General features: G+C 49.4%; 2 protein-coding genes. Both read left to right on the top strand.

All coding sequences use genetic code 11. The features are described from left to right. The coding region (locus tag ACR0P9_RS11775) for a pyridoxal phosphate-dependent aminotransferase (RefSeq protein ID WP_432620377.1) at nucleotides 1-800 on the top strand (800 nt) is incomplete at its 5' end. A 205-nt stretch (nucleotides 801-1,005) separates the two neighbouring features. Further along, nucleotides 1,006-1,920 (top strand): lyase family protein (locus ACR0P9_RS11770; RefSeq protein WP_432620375.1); only part of this gene is annotated, 915 nt, incomplete at its 3' end.

Genomic DNA, 1,920 nt, shown 5'->3' with positions numbered 1-1,920 from the left:
TTCGTATGGCTGGTGCTGTTCCGGTAGAAGTTCGCGCTACTGCTGAGCATCATTTCAAGATTACTGCAGAAGAGCTGGAAGCAGCAATTACCGAAAAAACCAAGATGTTCATGCTCAACTCCCCGTCCAACCCGACCGGCAGGGTATATACCAGAGAAGAGCTGGTAGCACTGGCTGCTGTCTGTGAGAAGCACGGCATCTATGTCCTGAGAGATGATATTTACTACAAGCTCGTATATGATGGACTGGAATACACTTCTATTGCATCGGTTTCTCCGGCAATGAAGGAGCAGTGCATCGTTATCAACGGTGTATCCAAGACCTACGCTATGACCGGCTGGCGTGTCGGTTACGCACTGGCAAATCCGACCGTCGCTAAGGCAATGTCCAGCTATGTCAGCCATTCCACCGGTGCTCCGGCAACTATGGCACAGTGGGCAGCTGTAGAAGCACTGGAAGGCGATCAGTCCTCTGTTGAGGAGATGCGTCAGCAGTTCGAGAAGCGCCGCGATCATCTGGTAAAGCGCATGAACAAGATTGAGGGTGTTTCCTGCATCAAGCCGCAGGGTGCCTTCTATGTCATGATGGATATGTCCAGCTTTGTTGGCAAGACCATGTACGGCAAGAAGATTGAGAACGACGGCGACTTTGCTTCTCTGTTCTTGGAGAAGGCTCTCGTAGCAACTGTTCCGTGCACTTCTTTCGCTGCACCGAACTATCTGCGCTGGTCTTATGCAACCTCGATGGAGAACATCGACAAGGGTCTCGACCGTCTGGAGAAGTTCATCGCTGAGGCGTAAATTATAGGATTTTTCGTTAGAAAAGAAGCTATTAGATAACCACCCTAATAGCTTCTTTTTTTCTCCAAAATTGTATCTCTTGTACATAGGCAATTTTGTATACAAATCACCTTGCCTTTTGGTCGATTTTCGCCTAAAATAAAAGAAACACTGTTTTGTATGTGGCGCAAGGGAAAACCAGCGCCAGGAAAGGAATTTAATGAGTATGAGCAACGTATACGAAAGTCCGTTTTGTTCCCGTTATGCCAGCCCGGAGATGCTGTATATCTTCTCTCCGGATATGAAGTTCTCCACCTGGCGCCGTCTGTGGGTTTCTCTCGCAAAGGCTGAGAAGGAGCTTGGTCTGCCGATTACGCAGGAGCAGATCGATGAGATGGAAGCCAACATCAACAACATTGATTATGAAGTAGCAAAGAAGCGCGAGAAGGAAGTACGCCATGATGTTATGGCACATGTATACACCTTCGGCAAGGTCGCTCCGAAGGCTGCTGGCATCATTCATCTGGGTGCAACCTCTGCCTATGTAGGCGACAACACCGACATCATTCAGATGCAGGAAGGCATGAAGCTGGTTCGCAAGAAGCTGGTTGCTGTCATTCATCGTCTGTCTGATTTTGCTGCAAAGTATAAGGACATGCCGACTCTGGGCTTTACCCATTTCCAGCCGGCACAGCTGACCACCGTTGGCAAGCGTGCTACTCTGTGGATCAATGAGCTGCTGATGGATCTGGACGAACTGGAATTCCGCATTGCCAACATGCGTATGCTCGGCTCGAAGGGCACCACCGGTACACAGGCAAGCTTTATGGAGCTGTTTGACGGCGATCATGATAAGATTCGCAAGATGGAGCAGATGATTGCTGCTGACTTCGGTTTTGACGGCGTTGTTCCGGTATCCGGTCAGACCTATTCCAGAAAGATTGATGCACAGGTTGTTGCAACGCTGGGCGGCATTGCACAGTCTGCAAGTAAGTTCGCTACAGATATGCGTCTGCTTCAGCATCTGAAGGAACTGGAAGAGCCGTTTGAAGCACATCAGATTGGTTCTTCTGCGATGCCGTATAAGCGTAATCCGATGCGTTCGGAGCGTATCTGCTCTCTGGCTCGCTATGTCATGATT

The organism is Butyricicoccus sp., assembly GCF_050872565.1.
GTDB lineage: Bacteria > Bacillota > Clostridia > Oscillospirales > Butyricicoccaceae > Butyricicoccus_A.
The sequence above is the reverse complement of the archived record's forward strand: the minus strand, read 5'-3'. Positions and strand labels throughout refer to the sequence as shown.